The sequence below is a fragment of the Eubacterium ramulus genome (assembly GCF_003122485.1).
GTDB classification, from domain to species: Bacteria; Bacillota; Clostridia; order Lachnospirales; family Lachnospiraceae; genus Eubacterium_I; species Eubacterium_I ramulus_A.
Genome location: NZ_JRFU01000151.1, coordinates 1 through 23,668 on the forward strand (window position 1 = coordinate 1; position 23,668 = coordinate 23,668).

Below are 23,668 nucleotides of genomic sequence, written 5' to 3' on the forward strand. Positions count from 1 at the left end.
ATTTTTTCACATATTTGACGCCCTGCGATACTAAACTTACCACTTTTTCAGTGGCGTCCCTATAGAGGTGGGAGTCATCTCCCATCTGATATAACTTAAATTTCTGATTCGTTCCTTTTGGCATTTCTGTACGTCCCCTTTATATTTTCTACCGTTCGTCAATTCAAGTTGATAATTCTAGTATAACACAATACAGAAAAAGGCAGAAACTATTCCTGCCTTTTCACCTTCTAGATATGATGTTGATGCAAATATTTTTCTCTGGTCGCCATTCCCCCACGAATGTGCCGTTCTGATTTGTTGACATCCAGCACAACTCTCGTCTTTACTGCCAGTGCCGGACTGATCTGTTTTAGTCTCTCTGTAATGTCCTTGTGAACTGTCGACTTACTGATACCATACTTCTTTGCTGCCTGACGAACCGTTGCCTTGTTGTCTATGATATAACGCGCAATTTCCATTGCCCGTTCCTCGATATAACCTTTCACTCAAATCCCCGCATAGTTTGCTTTTTTTACAATCTATGCGGGGAGATTTTGATGTATGTCTACATTGAAAATTTCTTACATCATACATCTTCAATACTTTCCATCCAGATACACAACACTAAGTTTTACCTGCGTCCGCTCGTTTCTTTTTTCTCCTGTGATCACATACCACAGCGCCTTTTCAGCTGTTGTGCTCCAACCATGTTTCGGTACAATCTCAAAGTGCCACGTATCATTTGGCACACTGCACTCTACGTCCAGCGCATCCGTGAAATCATTTTCTTCACCCTGCATAATCGTAACTTTTTCCTCATTCTGATCATATTTCCAGATCCTGAAATGATAGAATTCCGCCTCAAGACTCTCGACATTCAGCTCTTCCACAAAATTTTTCCTGTTCATGACCAGTATGGAAAATCCCCAGAATACTTCCTGATCATTTTCGTCCTTTACATAGATCGGATCAAATAATAGCGCTCCTGTTCCACCCTGCTTTAACTCAAACGGACCTGCAATGGTATATTCTCCGCTTTCTTTTGCAAGTGTAGCTTCCCGTTTTCGCTCCGGAAGCTGCAGCATATCCATTCCAAGCGCTTTTTGATTGCCCTCCAACGGATAAACCATGGTAACCACACCGGCAGGTGCCAGCTCATACGCCTCTATTACTTTTTTATTTTCCTTCATCAGATACGACAGATCTGTAAATTCATCCTCGCTGATCTCATAACCGGATGAAATAATGTTTTTGAAAAATTCTGAGTTTTCCAGATAGCGGCTCAGTTGTGACTCGATCCGTCGGATCATGGATTCTGCCGTATAGGAAGCTTTCAATTTTTCTCTGTTTTCCTGCGAACGCTGAATCAAATGTGCGCAACCGATGGCAATCACAAATACAGCAACGAAAAATATTCCTGTTCTTATCTATAGTTTCTTTAATTTCTGTTGTTCTGACATCATACTTCCCCTTGCAGTTCAAAAATCGCAATCCGCTCCCGTGGATCATTTCCCGGGAACAGATCTCTGCAGTCAATTTCATCCACAAACATCAGCTCATTCACTGTCATCATATAAGAAATGTATTCGTCCGTCGGATAATAGAAAAACAACTGTATGTTACGCGGTTTTGCATAATAGGAATCCAGAATACGTCCCATTACCCGTTTTAAAAGTTCCAGCGAAAACGGATTAAAAAAGTAACACCGATCAACGTTTTCCGGTACTTCAAATGTTTCTGCATTCGCCTGCACAAAATCCACACGACCGGAAGCTGCCGAATCCGCTTTATTTTCCAGTGCACGTTCAAACACTCTCTCATCGTATTCTACACCGATGGAATGACATCTGGTCTGATACGACAAAAAGAAATCCACGCGACCTTTGCCGCATCCATAATCGATCACCGTATTTCCTTTGCGGATGTAACCGGCATTTGCCAGACGTTCCAACACACAATATGGTGTCGGTTCATAAGGAAATCTATGCTGGTCGGAATGGGAATCATCCCGCCCCATGGTTCGAATATGCAAAAGTTTATCCCATCTTGTTTCGTTTTTATCTTCTCTCATTATCCATCCTCAATTACTTTATTGCATTTGCCGTTTTATTTTACCTCTTTTTTTCTACATTTTTAAGACCTTTTCATAAAAAATTTGTTCATATGTTCAAAAATGAAAAATTTTGTCATTTTTTACATTCAACACTCTTCTTTCCCATTCAAACGTTGTTTTTCCGGACATAAAAATACCTCTAAAGCAACAGATTTTTATATTTAATCTGTTTACGTTAGAGGTATCATATCAGTATTTTGAAATGCATTTTTGCTTGCTAATATTTTATTATTCTACTAAGACCATTCATCTTTACAATTATTCACTAATATACTCTTCGTGGCATTACTACCATTGCGATAATATATGCAAGAATTCCGCTACCACCACAAAGTGTAACTACAACCCAGATCAAACGAATGATTGTCGGATCAATATTCAGGCATTCACCAATTCCACCACAAATACCACAAAGCATTCGGTTGGAATCGCTTTTGTACAATGTCTTGTTTTTTCCTTTTAATAATGCAATCACCGCAACAATCACTACGATCCAAACAATTAATCCTGTAACTCCAAATATACTTGCTAACATAATTTTTTCTCTCTTTCTTTATCTCTGTTCATTTACCAATACTGTTTATTACTAACTGCGCATTAACGACACGCCCTTTATTCGTTTACTTCCACATCTATGGCTTGTAACTGATCCATTACCCGTTCCACCTGACGAATTGCTTCCTGTTTTTCTTTTTCTAAATCATATGCCATAATCGGTACTCCCTTCGTTATCTGACCTGTTTGTGAAAAATTGAATCTCGCTGCTAATATAATTTTGTTACTCATCACCTATACCGCTGAGCTTCCTCTCACGTCTGATATACTTTATATTTTCCTATCTTCTTGTTACTAATGAAATCAGTCCCAATACGATTAAAATCGGGAATGCAATGTAAAGCAATCCACCTGCTACTAATGCGATTAAAATAATTGGTAAAAATACAATGGTGAGCACAATTTTTGAAATTCCCCATGCTGCTCTGATTCCGAAAACAAGCAGTTTTCCAAATAAAACTAACATACAGATTCCAAATAATAACGTTAACATAATTCCTCTTTCTATCAGGTTCATGCCTGATGCATAAAATTGTATTTCAAGCTTTTCCTTGTCATAAGCTTGCTGCCTCTTGATATTTCAAGTATAATATTCTTTGATATATTCGTACATACCGATTTCGGGGAAATAACTACTTCTATTTCTCCATTTTAGGGAATTACTCTTAAGTTAAAACTGCTATTTGCGAAATATTTTCTTAAGAATCTCTTCCAGATATTCCATATCCAATCTTATTACCAGGAATTATTGATCAGATAGCATGAAATCATATTTTACAGAAGGACAAAAACATTATTATGGGAAAACAATCAAAACGTGAACATAAAACAATTTATCAGTTATGCCGCGAAGAATGCGGACTTACCAGAGACGGTGCCAGTGAATTGATGGACGGTGTTTCTGCCGCCCGCATTGAAAAATTTGAATATGAACTTCAGGAGCCAACACCGTATGACATTCTGCAGATGGCAGACTGCTACAAGCGCCCAGATCTGTGTAACTACTACTGTTCACACAAATGCGCTATCGGCGACCGCTATGTTCCGGAAGTTGAGCCATCGGAATTATCCAGCATTATTCTGGAAACCATCGCATCTCTGAATGACATTCAGCCGCTTACCGACCGCCTGATTCAGATTACACGGGATGGCAAGATCACCGATGATGAGATCAAAGATTTTGCATTGATCAGTAAAAAATTAAATGATATTTCTCTGGCAGTAGATGCCTTAAATCTCTGGGTAGACAAAACCACCAGCGAAAATAATATCAATATCAAACTGCTCAATGAGGAAATGCAAAAGTTAAATCAGTGATCTGCCGGAATCCACTTACGGTAAGTATCCGGTGTCATCCCTTGATGTTTACGAAACACGCTTCCAAAATAGCTGGGACTTTCAAAACCACATTTTTTTGAAATCTCAGCTATTGTTTTGTCCGGAAAACGATTCAACAATACGCAGGCATTCATAATCCGAATATCACACAGCACCTGCATGATGGTCTTGTTCATCCGCTTTTTAAAGTAGGAACACATATACTCTTTGCTCAGACCTGTCAGTTCACTTAATGATACATAAAAAACTCCTCTGATTACATTTATGACGAATCATTCATCTGTCATAAATATACTCAAAGGAGTTTTTTTATATCTGATTAACTATTACAACTCACACATATCTTCTACCCTTACTACATTCAAGAAAGTCTTCATGCAAAACATGATTTAACTGCATATGGTAAAGATACTGCAACGCTTAGATATCTTCTCTACCGAATTTCTTCCGTAAAACAAGTAACCATCCGAGCATAATCACCACACAAACCGGAAGCGCGATCCATGAAATACCAAGCATTCCCACTGCATTCAACACACCGATCAGTGCATAACCGATGCAGCACACAACCGCTACCGTCAGCGCATACGGAATCTGTGTCGTGACATGGTTCACATGATGACAATGTCCTCCTGCGGAAGCCATGATGGTTGTATCAGAAATCGGAGAACAGTGATCTCCACAAACGGCACCCGCCAAACAAGCCGCGATAGAAATAATCATCATTGTTCCGGACGGGAATACACCAATAACGATCGGAATCAGGATTCCAAACGTTCCCCATGATGTTCCTGTGGCAAAAGCCAGACCTGCTGCCACTGCAAAAATAATAATCGGCAAAAATCCTTGCAGAGACTGCGCGGATCCTGCTACCAGATCAGCAACAAAAATATTTGCGCCAAGCAGGTTTGTCATACCGGATAAAGTCCATGCCATCGCAAGGATCAGGATTGGTGCGATCATTGCCTTAAAGCCTTCCGGCACGCATTCTGCAAATTCATGGAACGTGATAACATCACGAAGCATGTAATACACAAAGGTAAATAATAACGCGATAAATCCACCGATTACCAATCCAACGGAAGCATCAGAACCGGAAAATGCTGTAATAAAATTCTCTCCGTCAAAAAATCCACCTGTATAAACCATACCCATAATGCAGGCCGCAATCAGCACAACAACCGGAAGAACCAGGTCAAGGACAATACCTTTGCTGCTCTCTGTTGCCTCATCGCTTTCATCATATGGTCGCTCCGGTGTTGTAAACAGATCACCTTTAATCGCGTTTAATTCATGAGTACGCATCGGTCCGAAATCTACCCGGAATACGACCATTCCAACGATCATAACCAGTGTCAGGATTGCATACAGGTTGTACGGTATTGTCTGTAAAAATACAGCAAACCCGTTGATTCCGGAATCTTCTGGAACAGAAGATGTAACCGCTGCCGCCCAGGAACTAATTGGTGCGATAATACAAACCGGTGCCGCTGTCGCATCAATAATATAGGACAGTTTTGCTCTGGATACTTTGTGGGTATCTGTAACCGGACGCATAACGCTTCCGACGGTCAGGCAGTTAAAATAATCATCGACAAAAATCAGGATTCCAAGTACCATTGTGGCAAGCTGCGCCCCGATTCTTGTTTTAATTCGTTTGGATGCCCATTTACCAAATGCTGCGGAACCGCCGGCTTTGTTCATCAGCGCAACTAACATACCAAGCATAACAAGGAAGATCAGAATACCGATATTCCAGCTGTTGGCAAGTTTAAATACCATACCGCCGCTCTCATTGAAAAACATGGTATTCATCATCAGTTCCAGATTGCCGTTGCTGTACAGCAGTGCTCCGACAATAATTCCGGTAAACAGTGATGAATATACTTCTTTTGTGATTAACGCCAGCGCAATAGCCACAACCGGTGGCAGTAACGCAAACACGGTCGCATAAGCAGCACAGGCATAGTTATCCGGATCTGCAACTTTTCCCGGTGTCACTACGGATACTCCGATCAGCACCGCAACGATCACAAGAAAACAGATCATAACAATAAGTTTCTTCTTTCGCATGTTACTCTCCCTTCATAACATCATCTTGTTACCACCCATATACAAAGGTGGAAATTATCTCTCATCTGGTATTCCTTGTAAAGCAGACATTCGCAATCCACTTTTTCTACTTGCTCATACACACAGTCATTTTTCTACCTGTATTCAAATACCATAGAGTGTTTCTTCTATACTACAAACTAGTATGAGTATTCCCCATACCAGTTTATAAGATTATCATTTTTCACCCTGTTCTGTCAATGAAAACAGCTTTATTTCTGCTTCCTGCTTCGCTGTCACAACCATATAGCACTCCGATTGAAAGGCGATCTGTTTTTGCCAGACACTTTCCTCTCCGGTCAATGTGCCATCCGGCTTCACCACCGAATAATAATCCATACCCTTTACAAGCCCAATCCCTGTATATTTCACATAGCTTTCCTTGTATGCCCACAACCGGCAAAAATTCTCATATCCATGCTGTTCCAGCCACTCTACTTCCATCGGATGAAAAAATCGTTTTGCCAGACGTTCTGCCTTGCAGTCATGTTCTTCCTGAATATCCAGACCAACTTCCTGCGGTGCAATTGCACAGCTCCACCATTCTCCACTGTGGGAAATAGAAAAGCAGATATCTGATACATGTTCCAGAAACGGCTTTTTGTTTTTTTCCTGATGAATCTGCAACGTTTCCGGCAATTTTATCTGATGCGCCTTGGCATAAATGCGAATCACATGTTCTAATAACTCATGGGAAGCTTTGCTTTTTTCATCCCATTTCTGATAATAAATCTGAATCTCCATCACTTCTTAATTACAATACCTGCTCAGCCTGATATTTGTCATACAATCTCTGGAAAGCCGGTATGCTGCGTTTTGCAACTTCTGCCGGAACACAGTAGGATACACGCACCCAACCCGGACCGTAGAATGCAGTTCCCGGTGCCATCAGGATTTTTTCTTCTTTCGCACGTTCACAGAATTTTGTATCATCCTCTTCCAGTGCTTTTACAAACAGATAAAAAGCTCCGTCCGGATGGATACATGTGTAACCGATCTCTGTCAGGGCGTTGTACAGAATGTCTCTGGTCTCCTGATAAATGCTGATATCAACAGAAGCATCCACACATTTCAGCAGCATTTTCTGCTGAAGAGACGGTGCATTTACATAGCCCAGGTAACGCATGGAAGCGGTCATACCTGCAATCAGGTCTTCGTAATCCTGTACACAAGTCTCCATAGCAATGTATCCGATACGTTCGCCCGGAATGGATAATGCTTTACTGTAAGAATATACAACAATTGTATTTTCATAATAATGAGTCAGATACGGTACTTCGATATCGTAAGCCAGTTTACGGTATGGCTCATCGGATACCAGATAAATTGGATGACCGTATTCTTCCTGTTTTTTCTTTAAAATATCAGTAACCATGCGAATAGACTCTTCTGTATATACCGCACCAGTCGGGTTGTTCGGTGTGTTGATCAGAACGAATCTTGTTTTTGGTGACAGTGCTGCCTCAAAAGTCTCCGGATCTGGTTGTAATGTCTCCATATTGCAAAGAGCTGGAACCAGTTTTCCGTACATTGTCTCCACATAGCTCTTATACTCCCAGAAATACGGTGCAAATGTTACGACCTCGTCACCGTCATCCAGCAATGTATTTGCAATAACTACGATAGCTGCTGCCGCACCACTTGTCATAATAATACCCTGCTCTGTATAGTTGCAGTCATATTTTCCGTTCAGATAATTTGCAATGTGATTGCGGACTTCCGGATGTCCCACGTTTGCAGGATAGCCGTGCAGTGCCAGCGGTTTTTCTGTGTCGATAATCTCTTTTAATGCCTCATTAACTGCTGCCGGTGGCTCCACACTCGGATTTCCAATGGTAAAGTTAAAAATATTTTCTGCGCCGTAAATTGCTGCCAGTTTTTTACCTTCCTCAAAAATGTCACGGATACAAATGGATGAATCCAGTGATTCTCTTAAACGTTTTGAAATCATTATATATTTCCTCCAAATCCCCTATATCTTTTTCACGTCACTACTTTAAATCGTCACATTCTTCTGATATACTATCACATTTCAGAAAAAATGAAAAGATAAACTTGCGGTTCTCCAAAACTTTACATTGTTTCTCATTTTTGCTATACTTTTCCCAACAAGAACAGACACACACCGCAAGTATTCCATGGAATACCTATTTTATACAGGAGAACAAACATGATAAATCAGGAAAACAGCAAGTATGATTCTCTGAATCAGCCAGTGGAAAACAAGCAGCAACTTGCATACCAGCAGATCAAACAGGATATCCTGAATAATACTTATCCGGCAGGAACTGTCATGGTAGAACGAAAGCTTTGTGAAATCTACAATGTCAGCCGTTCACCCATCCGGAATGCCCTGCAGCAGCTGACCCACGAAGGTCTGCTCTCTTTTGTTCCGGGGAAGGGAACTGTCGTGGCATCCTTTTCCACAGATGATATTCTGGAGGTTTACGATCTCATCGAACTTCTTCAGGATTATGCCATCAAGGCATGTATCAATAAACAGAATGCTCTGGTGGTAAATGCACTGGAAATGGCTCTCAACAATATGAAAACAGCGCTGGAAAAAGATGATATTTTCCACTTTACCCGCTGGGATCAGAAATTCCATCAATTACTGGTCAGCTATTCTGGAAACAAACGTCTGGAAACGGTATATGATCAGTTAGACTGTCAGCAGATGCTGTTTATTTCCACTATATTGGATGATCGTGATCTGGCAGCACGCTCCTTACAGGAACACACCCAGATTCTGGACGCGATCCGCAATCAGGATTCCGATCTGGCACACCAGACACTGCACCAGCATTATCAGCATATCAAGCAGTATTATATAAACAAACTGCTGAGCCGTATTCATATTTAAGTAAATCTGGGATTTTTCCTGTTTTAATTGTGAATATCCGCTTGACGAAGCATTGTTTTGCTAAAAATGAGCAGACGCTTTTGTCTGCCTGAAAATACAGGAGGTACTACATTATGGAAATGCAGACATTACAAAAAGACATGATTGCCGCTATGAAGGCAAAAGACAAAGTACGTAAGGATGCCATCTCATCCTTAGTATCCGCAGTCAAAAAAGTAGCCATCGATGAGGGATGCCGTGATGACATCAAACCGGAGCTGGTTGCCCGCGTGATTTTAAAAGAGTTAAAGAGTGTAAAAGAACAGGTGGATACCTGCCCGGCAGACCGTACTGATCTGAAAGAAGAATATCAGGCACGTTATGACATTATCAGTGAATATGCTCCGAAGCTGCTTTCCGCAGAGGAAGTAAAAGCAATCCTTACTGAGCGTTTTGCCGGCGTACTGGCAACCAAGAACAAAGGTCAGATCATGAAAGCTGTTATGGCAGAGCTGAAAGGCAAAGCTGACGGAAAAGTCATTAACCAGGTTGTTGCTGAACTTTGCAAATAATACAATATCTAATCTATTCCCGATCACATGATTTACTGTTGATCGGGAATTTTTTTACCCAAAATAAAAGTTATCTCCTGTCTAAGATACGAACACTTTTTCTGGCGAACAACATGATCAACTGTGCCTCTTTTTTGCACAAAAAAATCCTCTGAGCATAATGCCCAGAGGATTTTAATATCTGTTCTTTGATTAGAAAATTCTACGAACTGCAATAATGGATTTTCCGTAGTTTACAGGTCCGATCTTGATACCTGTGGATGGTGAACTTGCATGAACGATCTGACCACCGCCAATGTAAATTGCAACGTGACCACTGTAGCATACGATATCACCTGGCTGCATATCGGATGTGGATACTGCACGACCTACACCTGTCAATGCACCGGAGCTGTGTGGAAGTGATACACCAAAGTGTCCATATACACTCTTAACAAATCCGGAACAATCTGCTCCGTTTGTTAAACTCTCGCCGCCCCATACATATGGATTACCAACGAACTGGCAGCCATAGCTTGCTACTGCAGATCCTGAACCTGATCCTGAGCTGGAACTGCTGCTATCGGAAGAAGAACTTTCGGAATTAGAGTTTCCGGAATCAGAATCGGATGATTTCTTAGATTCTGATTTGGAACTTGAGCTGCTGTTATTGTTTGCTACATTGGAAACACCTGCAGTAGATGTTTTTACAGTCTGTGCTTCTGCAAGTTTCTGTGCGATGATCGCATTCTGCTCTGCAACAGTCTGTTTGTACTGTGCTGCAAGGCTCTGTGCCTGTGCAAGCTGATTTTCAAAATCAGACATCTGGCTGCTCTTCTGAGCTTTCATCTCTTCCAGATTCTTCTGCTGTTCCTGATATGTAGCCTGGTTTTCTTCCAGATCTTTCTTCTCTTCTTCAACCTGAGTTACAAGGTTTGCAACTTCTGTCTTTGTATTCTGATATTCTACCAGAAGGTTACGATCATAATCATATACCTTGGAGAAATTCTCTACTTTGTTCAATACATCTGCAAAGCTCTGTGCACCAACGAATGCATCCAGGAAAGAGCTGTCACCGTTCTCATACATGTAACGGATTCTGTTCTTCATAGCATCATACTGCTCAGCTTCTTTCTCTTTTGCTGCTGCCAGATCTGATTCTGCCTGTGCAAGCTCTACTTTTTTCTGATCAATCTGATCAGAGATCAGGTCCAGACTTACCAGTACATCTACTAAATCTGAATCTACTTTATCAATCTCTGACTGCAGACTGGACTGCTGGCTCTCAATATCTGCGATCTGACTGTTTACAGAATCAAGTTTGTTCTGCGCCTGATTCTTCTGGCTTCTTGCCTGAGAGAGGGATGTTGCTCCTGCGATCTGAGTTCCGGAAATGATCATAACCGCTGCCAGAACTGTTGCTAATAATCTCTTTTTCATATATATAAATACTCCTTTGTAAATCCTTTTTCAGCTACCTTTAGGATTATAACATCTTCATTGCAGGATTTCAACCAAAATAGACGCTTTTTAGAAATATTTCACACTTTTCTGTAATATCTTTGTAACAATTCTATGATTCTGTGCAAACCTCCGAAGTTCTTTTTATTTTTACTATCTATTTTATCGTTTATCTCTATATTTTACTTTTATATATAGAAGTAATCGTCATCTCGCAGTTGATATACGTTCGGGCTCATCCGATATCCAGAACTTGTTTGACTACCAAAATTTTTCTTCCATTTAATTCTGTTTCCTCCTCCAGTTCATTCGTCTTGCGGATGGCAGACACCGTCGTATGATATTTCTTGGCAATCTCCCACAGTTCTGAGGAGCCGGTCAGGATCAGTCCCACAATCCCCGGCAGTTTTTCGTCTGCCTGTGCATCTGCCGCTTCTTCTTCGATCGCACTGATCAGTTCTTCCTCTTTTAATTTTGTAACCAATGCACTGACATTGATAATTGCCTGCACTTCGATCTCTGATGCATTTTTCATCAGGAAGGATAAATGTTCCAATGTTGTCTGGATCTCAATCTCACAAGTCTCATCCAGATCCTGCATTTCCATCTGACACTGAAATGGCACTAAACTCTCCATTGCTCCCACAGGCGCACTGTCGGAGCTTACCATATAAAAGACCTGCATCCGAACCGTTCCCTCGATCATAAGACCATTTGGCGAAATCTCCCAGTGTTCCGGTTCTACCGTTCCAAAACCGGCACCGATCTGTAGCACTTCTTCCTCTGTATTTTTTATCTGCAGCGTATCATTTACCCGACACTGACTCTCATTTTTCATATGAAGCTGCCGGATTTTTACCGGTTTTCGTTTCGGTATCAGCTGTTTTTCCAGCGAATATACATCTTCCAGCTGATTTTTGCTGATGTCCCGGTAAAGCCACATTCGAATCGGAATATCCGCTTCTGCCAGAATCACCCGTTCTTCGCCATCGGCATCCGCCTGCACACTACACCGAATCGCGCCGGGATCTGCTGTCAGATACGACACCATATCCGGGGAAGCTTCCGGAATCTCCAGCCGGCACTGATACGGAACGCGCATCTCTGCCCACTGCATGCGGTCTTCCTGCATTCCCAGATAAATGACAAACACCTGTAATTCGCCCTGTACAGTCACTTCCCCGGCTGCCACACGGACATTCATGCCAAAAAGCTGTGCCTGCTGCCAGAGTAACTGGCGGATATTCGGTTTATTTGAAGGCAGACGCACTTCTTCCCGCATAGCGCACAATTCTTCCCCGCGATAACACAGTTCCAGAAACTCCTTTTTCCGGTACAGATGCTCACAGGACTCCTCCTGTTCCATTCCCACCGGGATCTGCAATTCCAACCGTGTGCGGGCGGTGCAGTGAATCTCTAACAAAGCCTGAATGTTCAGCTTTCTGGCATTGATCATCCGAACCGTCAGATCTTCCAGAAACACCTCCGTCTGCGGCATGTCAAATTCTCCCGCTTCCTCCAGCATCAGTGTCTCCTGAAACGGATATTCCCCTTCCAGACTGCTGATCTTCCATTCCCCCTGTCCGGTGCGGTACAATACCCGAAACTGCAGCACACCGCGCACCATGATATGTCCGTTTCCACACTTACTTTCATCCAGCCGGACATCCCCGCGGCTTAGTATCACAGAAAAAAAATCCGGAAGATAATCCGGAAGATGATATGTTTCATCAAATGTTACCTGAGTGATCGCCGGTCCCTTTTTTTCTTCCATATAAAGAGCTTCTGTTTTTAATTCCATATGTTTCCCCTTTCCTATTCAAATACCACATTTTCTTCCAGTCGTTCGGTCTTGACGACAATATACGGATAGCTGACTGCCTTTTCTGCCTCCGCACCATTTTCCGGTCCAATGAGATCTGCCTCAAAATAAATCGCATTTTGCGCCAGATACAGATCTTGAACCTGTATACTGTATCCTCCGGTCTCCTGCATTCCAAAGCCACGCACAATGTACAGGCTGTCATCCAGCATGCAGGTCATTTTGAAGTCTTCGGTATAGCGTTCATCAATTTCCTTTTGTAATTCCTCCGGAAGCTCCTGTTCTGTGACAACGGTATAATCCAGATCACGTACCTTTTGCGTCCCGGTCTTTTGTAATCCACAGCCTGTCAGTCCCAAAATAGGTACCAGCAGACTCACGGTAAAAATGCTGCTTATTCGTTTCATAAAAACTGCTACTCCCTGTCCCCGCTGTTTCTTTGGTCTATTCTATTTTTCAAATCCGAAAAATATGCATAGATTTATTAAAAACTATCTGCTATACTAGATAAGTCTTTTTAAAAGAAATTACATTTTTATTACATTTTAGAAATGTACTTTCGAAATCTTTTAAAGGAAAGATTCTGAGAGTACCTAAAAACTATTTGGAGGAAATATTATGTTAAGAACAATTCTTGCAGTTTTGTTCGCCGTCTGCTATCTGATCATCGGAATTCCGGTGCTTTTTGTAGAATGGCTCATCGGCAAAAAAAATCCGCACCTGCGTGACATCAGCAGCCTGCGCATGGTACAGTGGGCATTTCATGTCATCTGCCGGATCTGCGGTGTAAAACTCACCGTAAAAGGGCAGGAAAATGTACCAAAGGGCATACCGGTGCTCTATGTAGCAAACCACAACAGTTATTTTGATATTATGATCACCTATGCACTCTGTCCGGATCTGACCGGCTACATCGCAAAGGATTCTCTGGAAAAGGTTCCGCTGCTGAACATCTGGATGAAACGGCTCTACTGCCTGTTTCTGAAACGTGATGATATGAAAGCCAGCTTAAAAACGATCCTGCAGGCAATCGAATATGTCAAAAAAGGCATTTCCATCTGCATTTTCCCGGAGGGAACCCGCGGAGACAGCGATGAGATGGCACCGTTCAAAGAGGGAAGTATGAAAATTGCAGAGAAAACCGGATGTCCGATCGTTCCAATGGCAATTTCCCATACCAGAGACATTATCAAAGATCATATGCCATTTGTAAAACCGACACATGTTACGGTAGAATATGGCGCTCCGATCTATCCGAAAGAGCTGGCAAAAGAAGAGAGACGTGCCCTTGGCCGCCTTTCTCAGAATATGATTCAGGAAATGCTGGATGCACAGAAAGCATCTGAGCAATAAAAAAATATCTCTTTTGCACGAAGTATTGGCATTTTTCAGAAAAATAAAAACAATTTTATAACGCAAAAAAACTGGGAGTATAGCAAATTGCTATTTCCCAGTTTTCTTTTTATAGTTCTTGTCATAAAAAAATATTCTCGATATTTCTTATACTCTGCCTAATAACCCAAAAGTTATTTTTTATCTGATTTTTTATGCCTCCAACGCTTCTTCCAGCGCCTTTACAATCTTTGGAAACTCCATGAAATGAGAAGCTTTTACAAGTACCGTATCACCGGCTTCCACAAAATTGATCAATGTCTGTGTCAGTTTTTCACGGTCTGCAAAATACATTACTTTTGTATGTCCGCGCTGTGCACCTTTTGCCAGTTCCTCACTGAGAGTTCCACAGCAGAACAGAATATCAGCACCTGTATTTGCTGCATATTTTCCTACATCATAATGCATCTCACGCTCATTTTCTCCAAGTTCTCCCATGTCACCAAGAACCGCGATCTTGCGACCATCTGCCTGTGCCAGTACATCTAAAGATGCTTTCATAGAAACCGGGTTTGCATTGTAACAGTCATCGATGACAAGCACCTCACCCAATGTGATCAGGTTCGTACGTCCTGCAATGGTTTTTGCATGGGCGATACCCTGACAGATTTCCTCATTAGTCAGTCCCATGATACGTCCGACACATGCCGCTGCGCATGCATTGTATACATTATGTACGCCCGGGATCGGCTCATGGATCTGGCAGACTTCCTCTGGAAAATGCAGGTTTGCATTCAGTCCGCGAAGTCCTTTATTTTCGATAGCATCTGCGGTAATTTCATACGGCAGATCTGCTTTTTTAGCAGTACCATCTTCTACATAATAAAATACCGGTTTTACACCTTTTACTTCCTGCACAGTAATCAGCTTATCATCATTTCCGTTCAGCACAATATGTCCATCCGTTTTCAGGAAATCAAAAATCTCTGATTTCGCACGGAGTACACCGTCACGATCAATGAGATTTTCCAAATGGCACTGTCCGATGTTTGTCATGACACAGATATCCGGTTTTGCTACTTTTGCAATTCGATGCATCTCACCAAACTCAGAAATTCCCATCTCAACCACTGCCACTTCATGTTCTCTGCGAATGCGGAGAATCGTCAGAGGAAGACCGATCTCATTATTAAAGTTTCCTTCTGTTTTGAGCACGTTATATTTCTGGCTTAAAACAGCGGAAATCATTTCTTTTGTACTTGTTTTTCCAACACTTCCGGTAATTCCGATAATTTTGATAGAAAGTGTGGAACGGTAAAATTCTGCGATATCTTTCAGTGCCTGCTCGCTGGAAGCCACCTGAATGTACGGTCCTGCCGGATTTTCCAATGGTTCCTCGGATAAAACTGCCAGCGCACCTTTTTCAAATACATCCGGGATAAAACGGTGTCCATCCACGCGCTCTCCGCGGATCGGGATATATAAGTAGCCCGGCTCTACCTGACGACTGTCAATAACTGCGCCGGTGATCTCGCTGCCGCGCTGTGCATCGTCGCCTACATAAGTACCGCCGCATGCTTTTGCGATATTTTCCAGTGTCATCTGCTCCAATGTGTTATTCATGTTTTCCTCCGTATTTTTCCTGAGAAATCTGGATCAGACGCTCACACAGATCCTCGTACTGAATGCCGATGACAGCTGCTTCCTGCGGTAACAGACTTGTTGCTGTCATACCCGGCAGAGTATTTGCTTCCAGACAGAACATCTCGTTTTTGTCATTTAACAGGAAATCCATGCGGGCATAAGCGTCCAGACCAAGTTCACGGCAAACTGCAACAGCATGTTTCTGCATTTCTTTTGCAACTTCTTCCGGAATGTCAGCCGGACAGGTCTCAACTGCGCTTCCTGCTTTGTATTTGTTCTTGTAATCATAAAAACCTTCTACCGGAGCAATTTCGATAACAGGAAGTGCCTGCATGTCAATAACACCAACGGAAAACTCACGACCACAGATGTAATCCTCGATCACAATCTCATTTTCATATTTAAATGCTTCATCCAGAGCAGCTTCATACTCATCTGCAGTACGGACAATGGTAACACCGATACTGGAACCGCCGCAGCATGGTTTTACAACACACGGAAGGCTTAATCCTGTCTCTGCGAACGGAACACCACGCTGTGCTTTGCTCATGGAAATACCATGCGGTGTCGGGATGCCGGCTGCCTCAAACATTTTCTTGGAAATGCCTTTGTCCATAGCCAGTGCACTTCCAAGGTAACGGCTTCCTGTATACTGAATGCCAAACAGATCAAAGGCTGCCTGAATCTTACCATTCTCACCGTTCTCGCCATGCAGTGCCATAAATACGACATCCGCTGCCTGACAGATTTTGATCACGTTTGGTCCAAAGAAGCAGTCAGACTGATCTTTTCTCATTGCCTTTACCTGTGCGATATCCGGAGCTTCTCCCGGAATCTGTGTCCCTTCGGCACTTGCCTCTTCCGCACGCTCAAAAATTCCTGTGATATCTTCCTCTTGATCATGGTAACCCATGAAAACATCCAGCATAATTACGTTATGTCCTTTGGAGCGCAATGCCTTACTTACCATGGCTCCTGTATTCAGGGAAACATCCCTCTCTGTGCTGAGTCCGCCAGCTAAAACTACAATATTCATGATTATATTAATCTCCTTAATATGAAATACTTTTTTACATTCTCTTTAGTTTAGCACATTTTTTTTATTTGTGAATGGTACTTATGCAAAATATCATATTTTTTTCAAATTTTCCATTTTCGCCATGGGATTAAACTATAAACTATGATAATGTTAACTCATAAACTTCGACAGGTACTTCTTACTTGTCATAAATGCGTCCAGCAGTTTTGAACAGCTTTCTGCCTGCTCTGCTTCTGAAGTATCACCAAGTTTTGCCTCACAAGCTGCCAGTAAGTTCAACAAAACCGGTGCAAAATGATAACAGTCCGCATTCATACTGATGGTGAGACCTTTTGCGCTGTATTTGGCAGAACTTGGATACTTTTCTGTAATAAAATAAATCTGTGCCATCAAAACATGGACGGAGATCAGCATCCGCTCTTTCCACAGAATACCGCTGCCACATTTCAGATAGTGACGCATTCCATTCAGGACAGAAATGCTCCATAAAAAATCACCGTTTAACATCCGGCATTGTACCAGCATTTGAAAAATAAGGATTTCACAGTATGTATACTGCATTTCCCCATCCCACTTTTCCCGATAATTCTGGCAGCTCATGCCAAGGATTTTCGTCAGTCGCTGTTCCGTATCCGGCAGGGCAGCACCGCCCCACCACTGCAGAACAGTATTTCCAAGACTGAGCCACTGCTCATCCATAAGCTTTCTTTTTTGCACCAGTCTCTCATACTGCGCCAGTTCTGTTTCCAACAGCAGACGGTCTTTCAAAAGCATTGCCAGTGTCATTTGATCCTGCATCCTCTTTTTTTGCAGTTCATGCTCGCCGACATACACAAGACAGCGCTCCGATGACTCCCCCATACGATCCATCAGCGCTTCAAAAACTCTCACCTGCGGCATGCGTCGACCATTTTCAATTTTCGACAGCGTGCTGACTGAACAAATCCCAAATGCCAGTGCTTCCTGCGTCATTCCGCTTCTGATCCGCGCATCCCGGATCACATCACTGATCTTACATACTTCCATAACATTTCTCCCTTGTTTTTTTGACTAATTATATCATTTTACATTAAATTAGGCTATGGATTTTCCCAAATTTAGTCTGTTTTTAATGTTTGGAATAGCATTTCTCAGGAATGCAACGGTATTCATTCTATACACGGTATCTGTCTTATGTTAAAATTCTTATGTTATATTTTTTAAATGTGATAATACAGATTGTCAAATTTTAACGCAAGTACCCGGAAGACTTATTATAAAAAATGCTCTGTGTACTTTATTAAAATGACAGAAACAAATTTTATACTAATAAATGATAAAGGAATGAATAAATTTATGAAAACAGCACTTATTACCGGAGCTTCCCATGGAATCGGAAAAGCAGCTGCCAGACAACTGGCACAGGCAGGTTACCGCCTGTTTTTAAACTGCCGGACTTCTGTGGAAAGCCTTACAGCATATGCAAAAGAACTGACCGAAACTTATCACGTAGAATGTACCCCTGTTGCCTGCGACATCTCGGATCATGCACAAGTAGCAGCCATGTTTCAGCAGATTGAGGATTCCCATGATGCTATTGATGTTCTGATCAACAATGCAGGAATTTCCCACATTGGTCTGCTACAGGATATGAGCATTGACGAATGGAATCGCGTGATAAATACAAACCTGACTTCCGTATTCTCCTGCTGTAAATATGCGATTCCGCATATGGTAGCGCAAAAGCAGGGAAAGATCATCAATATTTCTTCTATGTGGGGTGTCTCCGGTGCTTCCTGTGAGGTGGCATATTCTGCCAGCAAGGGTGGCGTGAATCTTTTTACAAGGGCACTGGCGAAAGAACTTGCGCCAAGTAATATTCAGGTGAATGCGATTGCCTGTGGGGTGATCGATACGCGCATGAACGCATGTTTTGATGATGATGAACGCGCAGAACTGGAAAATGAGATTCCTGCCGGACGGTTTGCAGCGCCGGAGGAAGTGGCAGAGATGATTTTGAAGCTGATTGAGGCGCCGGGTTATCTTACCGGGCAGGTTATTACCTTTGACGGGGGATATTTGTAATGAATTGATTATTTACGTATAAAACAAAATCGGAGAATCCTTCCACGATCGCCAGACGTGCGCTACCCTCATTTCACTGCGGTTTCATCGCGCTCATTCTCAGCTCCTATAGATGCTGGTCGCTTCCCATTCGCGCAAAACCTTGTGAAAATCGGTCGCTTACTTAATCGCTTATCGCGGAAGGATTCTCCAATTTTGCATTTATGTCTTGTCCACATTTACTACTTATAACTGTCAGCTTTTTCTTCAGACCGTACTTTCCTTGGTGCGGAACCGATGTTTTCCAGCTTTTTCTGCTTTTGCTTTTCTTCGGGACAGTTTTTCTTTCTGCTTTTTCTCTTTTCGATTCATCTGCCTGCTGCGGATTGCTTCGTCCAGTTTCCGGTAGCGTTCTTCTTCCTGTTCTTCCTGCTCCCGCATCAGATAATTCATTTCTTTGATGACTTTTTCACCCACATGCTCGGATACTGCCTGTCCCAGTGACTGGTTATTCTCAGCAATGGCGTTCCGGACGATATCATTCATCATTAACTGAAATTGTTCCAGTTTTGACATTCCTGCCGGGACAGTCTGATTCATCGATTCTTTGGTTTCCTGTGTTTTTGCCGGCAATGTATGTGACAGATCTTTGTCCGGAACGGTCTCCTGATCCGGCACCAGCTTCAGATGCTGGCTCTGCATTTCCTGCTCTTGTTCTAATAATTCAGGATTATCACTGTGCAGCATCATTTTGATGGCTTTGAGCTGATAACCTTCTTCTTTCCATTTCTTAATCTGTTCAAATTGATGGATATTTTCTTCTGTATAGTAACGGTGCCCCATCTCATTGCGTGGAACATCTAATTCCAGTTCTTCTTCCCAGTAACGTAATACATGAGATTCCACATGCATCATCGCTGCTGCATCTGAAATCATATATCGTACCTTTTTCACGACAATATCCTCCTTTATTACTGTTACATTAATTGTAGCACATTTATGACAGCACTCAAGAAAATCTCATCGTAAAATTTCGACACGATCCGCAACATGGCATTCCTGAAAAAAAGAGATGAACTTCCGTAACTTTTTCTTTCTTCTGTCCATCTCTTTCATCTTTTATTTATGATTCTGTCTGTTCGGTCTTTGGATTCTGCTCCTCTTTTTTGATTCTCTGGAATGTAATTGTTACTTTGAACAAGTCGCCATCCAGATACAGATCAAAAGTACCTTTCTGCATAACCGTCAGGTTTCGTGCAATCTCAAGGCCTAATCCGCTGCCCTCTGTACTTCTGGACACATCGCCCCGTACAAAACGCTCCATCAGCTCATCTGCCTTAAAGTTTAGCGGATTCTCGGACACATTTTTCATGGAAAATACGACGGTATCACCCTCAATGCTTCCGCTTACATACACCCTGGTTCCCGGCATCGCATATTTTGCCGCATTGTTATACAAGTTTTCGATGACACGGAACATCCGGCGTCCGTCTGCCATGATCAGCATCTGTTCTTCCGGAAGATCACAGATCAGATCCAGGTTCTTTGCTTCAAATTTTTCTTCAAATTCACCGTTTGTCTGCTTGATCAGCTGCTTCAGATTAATTTCCTGCATCGTCAGGGTAATGTTTCCAGAACTGATCTTGGAAGCCTCTACCAGATCTTCTGTCAGCTGTTTCAGACGAAATGCTTTGCGATTCAGGATATCAATATAACCGGCAATCCGCTCATCCTGAATATTTTCGCGTTTTAGTATATCCACATAATTGATAATAGACGTCAGAGGTGTCTTGATATCGTGAGATACGTTAGTGATCAGGTCTGTTTTCAGACGTTCACTCTTCATCTCCGCATCGACTGCTTTTTCCACACCATCACGAACTTTATTGATTTCTTCTGCCAGTTCCAGATTTTCTCCGGACATATGCTCAGTATTAATACGGTAATCCAGGTTTCCTGCTGCCAACTGCTGAATTCCATCCTTGATCGCTTCTTTTCCACTGGTGCTCTTTAGCATTTTCAAATATACAAAAATATCAAATAATACCATCAGCACAAAGAAGATAAATGCCAGTCCACCCATACAATTAAAGCCAAAGGTACAAATGATCCACATAAAAATGATCTGCGCACCGATCAGTACAATATATGCGATCAGCAGCTGTTTGTTTGCTTTCTGGGCACGGTAAGAATTCTGAATTGTTTTTCTGGAAGCATCTACAGTTCTTTTTATTGCATGTGCAATACCTGCAATGATACTTCCGCCAATTTTACGTTCTTTGATTCTTCGTCCATAACTCTTCACATTCCATGCAAACAATACTGCTGCCAGGACTCCTAAAACCGTACACTGTGCCATGGCATTTCCAAACGCAGACGGTAATGTACTGTAATAATATCTATCATTAGAGGAAATGTGAACAACAGATTCCGCATATCCAACAACCAGTGCAACCCAGAGAATAATATCCTTGATTATCAAAATCTCGATTGGGAACTTATCCATAAGTACCGGATGAATCTCGTCATCTTCCGGTCTGCGTCCGGTCTGTACTCCGATCATAATAATCATTACAATTGCCAGACTTAAGAATACCCAGATAGCTGCGAAAACATTTATGCGGTATTCGCCATTTCCAAAGTTAAATGCAATCTGTCCGGATATATCCTGATAAGCCGTATAATACATGGAATCATAATATGATTGCGATGTTCTGCAATGATAATTGGTATCAAGTCCGACAAAAATCCTCCAGTTGCCGTCTCCCATAATATCTCTGATTGTTCCCTTCAGTTCATCCGCCAGGAAAGTTACAGATGCATAACTATCTCCGGATGCCTCATCCATCATCAGATACAGGTATTTACCCTGTGCAGAATAATCTTTGCTCTGATACTGCTCTTCCAACTGGTCAAGGGACATGGCCTGTTCTGTATTCCAGGCCGGCACATTCGTATATATAGTACCATCATCTTCGTTTACCAGATATACATATACATTTGTATTGTCATATTGCTTTTGTATACTCGATGTCTGGTTTACCAAATCGTGTACCTGACTTGCTGCCTCCAGCAAATCATCATAATAATCGGAAAGCAGATTCAGCTGATCATTTTCACGTGCATACTCAGCCAGCGTTACACCGTTGATATTTTTGATAAATTTCTGCTCAACATCAATTCCGTTTGCATATACTACGTCCGATTCATTATTATAACATTTCACCTGATAAGAATCATATGCTTCCGGATGTCTGTTGTCACCGGTACTTCCATCACCTGCGTCAAACCAGCCACTGATATTCGTCGTTTCTACATTCACCGGTTCCGGAATATTGGTATCTGTGGCAGATTCCGCTGTAGGAACAGTTGTAGTTTCCGTACTGGAGTTAGAAGTCTTATATTCGCTGGTATCAGTTTCATCACCTTCTTCATATGCATCATACACATATTCATGTTTTGTCTGTGTCAGCCAGCAAAGGATCGGATAGCCATCAGAATTGTAAAATGCATCCAGATCGGACAGTTTATATTCCAAATTCTGGTTTTTGTTCTCTGCATTTACACCATCATTCAAGTTAGATATATCTAAAGTCAGATCACCATTATAAGCATTTCCTTGCAAAATCTTAGTTTCAGAGCGGAATTTACCCAGCTGGTCCTGTAGTTCCCGTCTCACATAGTGCTCTGCCTTCTGACTTTCCTCATAGGAAACCGGGCTCATAATCTCATTCACGTTCATGCCTGAAGAAAGCCCAGCCATACTCCATCCGGCACAGACTGCAGTCAGACCGCCGGCGATCAGAAGAACCGCCGTTGTCAGCATCTTCGCCCACATGCTGTAAAAATATTTTTTCTTCATAAAGGATCTCCTGTTCTACTCGACTTTAATATCCTCCACCTTGTAGCCGATTCCCCATACCACCTTCAGATAACGCGGTTCCTTCGGGTTGATCTCAATTTTTTCCCGGATATGTCGGATATGTACCGCTACCGTATTATCTGCATTGATGGCATCTTCGTTCCAGATTCTTTCATAAATCTGTTCGATGGAGAACACTCTTCCTTTGTTTTTTGTCAGGAAAAGAAGGATATTATATTGTATTGGTGTTAGTTTTTCTACGACTCTGCCATCGACTGTGACCTGCTTCATATCATCGTTGATCTCCAGTCCACCTGTGCGGTAAACATTGGAAACTGTTTCCGACGTCATTGTCCCCAATTTTGTATAACGACGCAGCTGCGATTTTACTCTTGCCACAAGCTCCAAAGAGTTAAATGGTTTTGTCACATAATCATCTGCTCCTACGTTCAATCCGAAAATCTTATCCGTATCCTCCGTTTTCGCGGAAAGAATAATGATCGGAATATTTGATTCTTCACGGATTTTTAACGTGGCCCGGATACCGTCCATACGCGGCATCATAACATCCATGATCAAAAGCTGAATATCGTTGCTTCGCATCATTTCGATGGCCTGAATGCCATCATATGCCTTTAAGATATGGTATCCTTCCGGAGCCAGATAGATTTCAATGGCATCTACAATATCTTTATCATCATCACATACTAAAATATTTATCATAATCTTTCACCTCCCCGTTATTATACTCGATTTGAATGCATTCGGAAAGGAATTGTTCCCTAATTCCTTTATGCTGACACTTTAACAGACAATTCTTTCCGGAAACCGCGCCAAATTCTTAACGATTTATGAAGATATCGCAACTCTTTATGAGCAGGAACTGAGACTGTATGGCATGAAGTTTAGACATATATCAGATGGGATTACAGAGGTGCGCAGTTGAAGTATGTCATGCAATTGCATGACGCG

23 protein-coding genes are annotated in these 23,668 nt (G+C 42.0%); 5 read left to right on the forward strand and 18 right to left on the reverse strand.

The features are described from left to right. Positions 1 to 230 precede the first annotated feature (230 nt). The 5 genes from spoIIID to LG34_RS13140 form a co-directional block, all read right to left on the reverse strand. Entirely contained in the window at positions 231 to 488 is a 258-nt protein-coding gene (gene spoIIID, locus LG34_RS13120; protein ID WP_109216464.1) for a sporulation transcriptional regulator SpoIIID, read from the reverse strand. A gap of 90 nt (positions 489 to 578) precedes the next feature. After that, on the reverse strand, positions 579 to 1,319 hold the full coding sequence (locus tag LG34_RS13125; protein ID WP_146190231.1) for a CHASE domain-containing protein: 741 nt from the start codon (positions 1,317 to 1,319) through the stop codon (positions 579 to 581). Positions 1,320 to 1,441: 122 nt separating this feature from the next. Next, positions 1,442 to 2,053, reverse strand: a complete 612-nt coding sequence (locus tag LG34_RS13130; protein ID WP_109216466.1) for a methyltransferase domain-containing protein — start codon at positions 2,051 to 2,053, stop codon at positions 1,442 to 1,444. 307 nt (positions 2,054 to 2,360) lie between these two features. Beyond that, a complete protein-coding gene (locus tag LG34_RS17180; protein WP_109216467.1) occupies positions 2,361 to 2,630 on the reverse strand; it encodes a PspC domain-containing protein in 270 nt (89 codons plus the stop codon). Between the two features lie 300 nt (positions 2,631 to 2,930). Continuing rightward, entirely contained in the window at positions 2,931 to 3,143 is a 213-nt protein-coding gene (locus LG34_RS13140) for a hypothetical protein (RefSeq protein WP_109216468.1), read from the reverse strand. Positions 3,144 to 3,448: 305 nt separating this feature from the next. Between LG34_RS13140 and LG34_RS13145 the strand changes: the two genes are divergently transcribed. After that, complete coding sequence (locus LG34_RS13145) at positions 3,449 to 3,967, forward strand: transcriptional regulator (protein ID WP_109216469.1); 519 nt, start codon at positions 3,449 to 3,451, stop codon at positions 3,965 to 3,967. On the opposite strand, the gene LG34_RS13150 is transcribed toward LG34_RS13145, so the two are convergent. From LG34_RS13150 to LG34_RS13165, 4 genes are all read right to left on the reverse strand, one after another. Beyond that, positions 3,961 to 4,254 carry a helix-turn-helix domain-containing protein gene (locus LG34_RS13150; RefSeq protein WP_333491102.1) on the reverse strand — a complete coding sequence of 98 codons (294 nt, stop codon included), beginning with the start codon at positions 4,252 to 4,254 and terminating at the stop codon, positions 3,961 to 3,963. The two genes, LG34_RS13145 and LG34_RS13150, sit on opposite strands and share 7 nt — an antisense overlap. Positions 4,255 to 4,408: 154 nt before the next feature. Then, entirely contained in the window at positions 4,409 to 6,061 is a 1,653-nt protein-coding gene (locus tag LG34_RS13155; protein ID WP_109216471.1) for a Na+/H+ antiporter NhaC family protein, read from the reverse strand. A 216-nt stretch (positions 6,062 to 6,277) separates the two neighbouring features. After that, positions 6,278 to 6,844: a 4'-phosphopantetheinyl transferase family protein gene (locus tag LG34_RS13160; RefSeq protein ID WP_109216472.1), complete on the reverse strand. Its 567-nt coding sequence runs from the start codon at positions 6,842 to 6,844 to the stop codon at positions 6,278 to 6,280. A gap of 10 nt (positions 6,845 to 6,854) precedes the next feature. Next, on the reverse strand, positions 6,855 to 8,051 hold the full coding sequence (locus tag LG34_RS13165; RefSeq protein ID WP_109216473.1) for a pyridoxal phosphate-dependent aminotransferase: 1,197 nt from the start codon (positions 8,049 to 8,051) through the stop codon (positions 6,855 to 6,857). A 219-nt stretch (positions 8,052 to 8,270) separates the two neighbouring features. On the opposite strand from LG34_RS13165, the gene LG34_RS13170 reads away from it, so the two are divergent. Together LG34_RS13170 and LG34_RS13175 are read left to right on the forward strand one after the other, a co-directional pair. Then, entirely contained in the window at positions 8,271 to 8,963 is a 693-nt protein-coding gene (locus LG34_RS13170; RefSeq protein ID WP_109216474.1) for a GntR family transcriptional regulator, read from the forward strand. 113 nt (positions 8,964 to 9,076) lie between these two features. Further along, positions 9,077 to 9,514 (forward strand): GatB/YqeY domain-containing protein, encoded by a 438-nt coding sequence (locus LG34_RS13175; protein WP_109216475.1) that lies wholly within the window; start codon positions 9,077 to 9,079, stop codon positions 9,512 to 9,514. 192 nt (positions 9,515 to 9,706) lie between these two features. Here LG34_RS13175 and LG34_RS13180 read toward each other — a convergent pair whose 3' ends face one another. The 3 genes from LG34_RS13180 to LG34_RS13190 all read right to left on the reverse strand — a co-directional run bounded on the left by LG34_RS13180 (position 9,707) and on the right by LG34_RS13190 (position 13,183). Beyond that, entirely contained in the window at positions 9,707 to 10,933 is a 1,227-nt protein-coding gene (locus LG34_RS13180; RefSeq protein ID WP_109216476.1) for a C40 family peptidase, read from the reverse strand. A 256-nt stretch (positions 10,934 to 11,189) separates the two neighbouring features. Then, on the reverse strand, positions 11,190 to 12,755 hold the full coding sequence (locus LG34_RS13185) for a DUF3794 domain-containing protein (protein ID WP_109216477.1): 1,566 nt from the start codon (positions 12,753 to 12,755) through the stop codon (positions 11,190 to 11,192). A 14-nt stretch (positions 12,756 to 12,769) separates the two neighbouring features. Beyond that, positions 12,770 to 13,183 carry a protease complex subunit PrcB family protein gene (locus LG34_RS13190; protein WP_109216478.1) on the reverse strand — a complete coding sequence of 138 codons (414 nt, stop codon included), beginning with the start codon at positions 13,181 to 13,183 and terminating at the stop codon, positions 12,770 to 12,772. Positions 13,184 to 13,394: 211 nt separating this feature from the next. Between LG34_RS13190 and LG34_RS13195 the strand changes: the two genes are divergently transcribed. Then, complete coding sequence (locus LG34_RS13195; RefSeq protein WP_109216479.1) at positions 13,395 to 14,129, forward strand: lysophospholipid acyltransferase family protein; 735 nt, start codon at positions 13,395 to 13,397, stop codon at positions 14,127 to 14,129. Positions 14,130 to 14,321: 192 nt separating this feature from the next. Here LG34_RS13195 and LG34_RS13200 read toward each other — a convergent pair whose 3' ends face one another. The 3 genes from LG34_RS13200 to LG34_RS13210 all read right to left on the reverse strand — a co-directional run bounded on the left by LG34_RS13200 (position 14,322) and on the right by LG34_RS13210 (position 17,817). Then, a complete protein-coding gene (locus tag LG34_RS13200) occupies positions 14,322 to 15,731 on the reverse strand; it encodes a UDP-N-acetylmuramoyl-tripeptide--D-alanyl-D-alanine ligase (protein ID WP_242979906.1) in 1,410 nt (469 codons plus the stop codon). After that, positions 15,724 to 16,788: a D-alanine--D-alanine ligase family protein gene (locus LG34_RS13205; RefSeq protein WP_109216480.1), complete on the reverse strand. Its 1,065-nt coding sequence runs from the start codon at positions 16,786 to 16,788 to the stop codon at positions 15,724 to 15,726. Before LG34_RS13205 ends, LG34_RS13200 begins: the two co-directional genes overlap by 8 nt. A 153-nt stretch (positions 16,789 to 16,941) precedes the next feature. Beyond that, positions 16,942 to 17,817, reverse strand: a complete 876-nt coding sequence (locus LG34_RS13210; protein ID WP_109216481.1) for a helix-turn-helix domain-containing protein — start codon at positions 17,815 to 17,817, stop codon at positions 16,942 to 16,944. A gap of 309 nt (positions 17,818 to 18,126) precedes the next feature. Here LG34_RS13210 and ymfI point away from each other — a divergent pair, with 309 nt between their 5' ends. Further along, the gene (gene ymfI, locus LG34_RS13215; protein ID WP_333491589.1) at positions 18,127 to 18,855 is read left to right on the forward strand and encodes an elongation factor P 5-aminopentanone reductase; all 729 of its coding nucleotides are present in this window, start codon (positions 18,127 to 18,129) and stop codon (positions 18,853 to 18,855) included. 246 nt (positions 18,856 to 19,101) lie between these two features. On the opposite strand, the gene LG34_RS13220 is transcribed toward ymfI, so the two are convergent. From LG34_RS13220 to LG34_RS13230, 3 genes are all read right to left on the reverse strand, one after another. Then, positions 19,102 to 19,788 (reverse strand): MerR family transcriptional regulator, encoded by a 687-nt coding sequence (locus LG34_RS13220; protein WP_109216483.1) that lies wholly within the window; start codon positions 19,786 to 19,788, stop codon positions 19,102 to 19,104. A gap of 169 nt (positions 19,789 to 19,957) precedes the next feature. Further along, positions 19,958 to 22,696: a sensor histidine kinase gene (locus LG34_RS13225; RefSeq protein ID WP_109216484.1), complete on the reverse strand. Its 2,739-nt coding sequence runs from the start codon at positions 22,694 to 22,696 to the stop codon at positions 19,958 to 19,960. 15 nt (positions 22,697 to 22,711) lie between these two features. After that, a complete protein-coding gene (locus LG34_RS13230; RefSeq protein ID WP_431602618.1) occupies positions 22,712 to 23,416 on the reverse strand; it encodes a response regulator transcription factor in 705 nt (234 codons plus the stop codon). Positions 23,417 to 23,668 lie beyond the last annotated feature (252 nt).

Excerpts from the sequence above, each read along its gene's own strand:
- LG34_RS13185 (WP_109216477.1), bottom strand. The coding sequence starts at position 12,755 with ATGGAATTAAAAACAGAAGCTCTTTATATGGAAGAAAAAAAGGGACCG.
- LG34_RS17180 (WP_109216467.1), bottom strand. The coding sequence starts at position 2,630 with ATGTTAGCAAGTATATTTGGAGTTACAGGATTAATTGTTTGGATCGTA.
- LG34_RS13205 (WP_109216480.1), bottom strand. The coding sequence starts at position 16,788 with ATGAATATTGTAGTTTTAGCTGGCGGACTCAGCACAGAGAGGGATGTT.
- LG34_RS13200 (WP_242979906.1), bottom strand. The coding sequence starts at position 15,731 with ATGAATAACACATTGGAGCAGATGACACTGGAAAATATCGCAAAAGCA.
- ymfI (WP_333491589.1), top strand. The coding sequence starts at position 18,127 with ATGAAAACAGCACTTATTACCGGAGCTTCCCATGGAATCGGAAAAGCA.
- LG34_RS13160 (WP_109216472.1), bottom strand. The coding sequence starts at position 6,844 with ATGGAGATTCAGATTTATTATCAGAAATGGGATGAAAAAAGCAAAGCT.
- LG34_RS13130 (WP_109216466.1), bottom strand. The coding sequence starts at position 2,053 with ATGAGAGAAGATAAAAACGAAACAAGATGGGATAAACTTTTGCATATT.
- LG34_RS13195 (WP_109216479.1), top strand. The coding sequence starts at position 13,395 with ATGTTAAGAACAATTCTTGCAGTTTTGTTCGCCGTCTGCTATCTGATC.
- LG34_RS13170 (WP_109216474.1), top strand. The coding sequence starts at position 8,271 with ATGATAAATCAGGAAAACAGCAAGTATGATTCTCTGAATCAGCCAGTG.
- LG34_RS13225 (WP_109216484.1), bottom strand. The coding sequence starts at position 22,696 with ATGAAGAAAAAATATTTTTACAGCATGTGGGCGAAGATGCTGACAACG.
- LG34_RS13180 (WP_109216476.1), bottom strand. The coding sequence starts at position 10,933 with ATGAAAAAGAGATTATTAGCAACAGTTCTGGCAGCGGTTATGATCATT.
- LG34_RS13210 (WP_109216481.1), bottom strand. The coding sequence starts at position 17,817 with ATGGAAGTATGTAAGATCAGTGATGTGATCCGGGATGCGCGGATCAGA.
- LG34_RS13145 (WP_109216469.1), top strand. The coding sequence starts at position 3,449 with ATGGGAAAACAATCAAAACGTGAACATAAAACAATTTATCAGTTATGC.
- LG34_RS13165 (WP_109216473.1), bottom strand. The coding sequence starts at position 8,051 with ATGATTTCAAAACGTTTAAGAGAATCACTGGATTCATCCATTTGTATC.
- LG34_RS13190 (WP_109216478.1), bottom strand. The coding sequence starts at position 13,183 with ATGAAACGAATAAGCAGCATTTTTACCGTGAGTCTGCTGGTACCTATT.
- LG34_RS13175 (WP_109216475.1), top strand. The coding sequence starts at position 9,077 with ATGGAAATGCAGACATTACAAAAAGACATGATTGCCGCTATGAAGGCA.
- LG34_RS13155 (WP_109216471.1), bottom strand. The coding sequence starts at position 6,061 with ATGCGAAAGAAGAAACTTATTGTTATGATCTGTTTTCTTGTGATCGTT.
- LG34_RS13140 (WP_109216468.1), bottom strand. The coding sequence starts at position 3,143 with ATGTTAACGTTATTATTTGGAATCTGTATGTTAGTTTTATTTGGAAAA.